This window comes from Lysinibacillus sp. OL1, assembly GCF_004332175.1.
Classification (GTDB): Bacteria; Bacillota; Bacilli; order Bacillales_A; family Planococcaceae; genus Lysinibacillus; species Lysinibacillus capsici.
In genome coordinates, this window is the sequence record NZ_SJDS01000136.1 from 1 (window position 1) to 251 (window position 251).

Here is a 251-nt window from a genome sequence, read left to right on the forward strand (position 1 = left end):
TACTGGTTTTAGTGGTCCTACTGGTTCTACTGGTTGTACTGGCGTTACTGGTGTTACTGGCGCTACCGGCGCTACTGGCGGTACTGGGGCTACTGGTGAGACCGGCGTTACTGGCGTTACTGGGGTAACTGGGGCTACCGGCGTTACTGGTGTAACCGGCGTTACTGGCGTTACTGGCGCTACTGGCGCAATCGGACCTACTGGCGCTACTGGCGCTACCGGCGATACTGGGGCTACCGGAGCTACTGGCG

General features: G+C 59.8%; 1 protein-coding gene. It reads left to right on the forward strand.

Annotated features, from left to right (window positions below):
* Positions 1–251, forward strand: a 251-nt coding sequence (locus EW028_RS24810) for a hypothetical protein (protein ID WP_193767482.1), incomplete at both ends; no start/stop codon positions are given.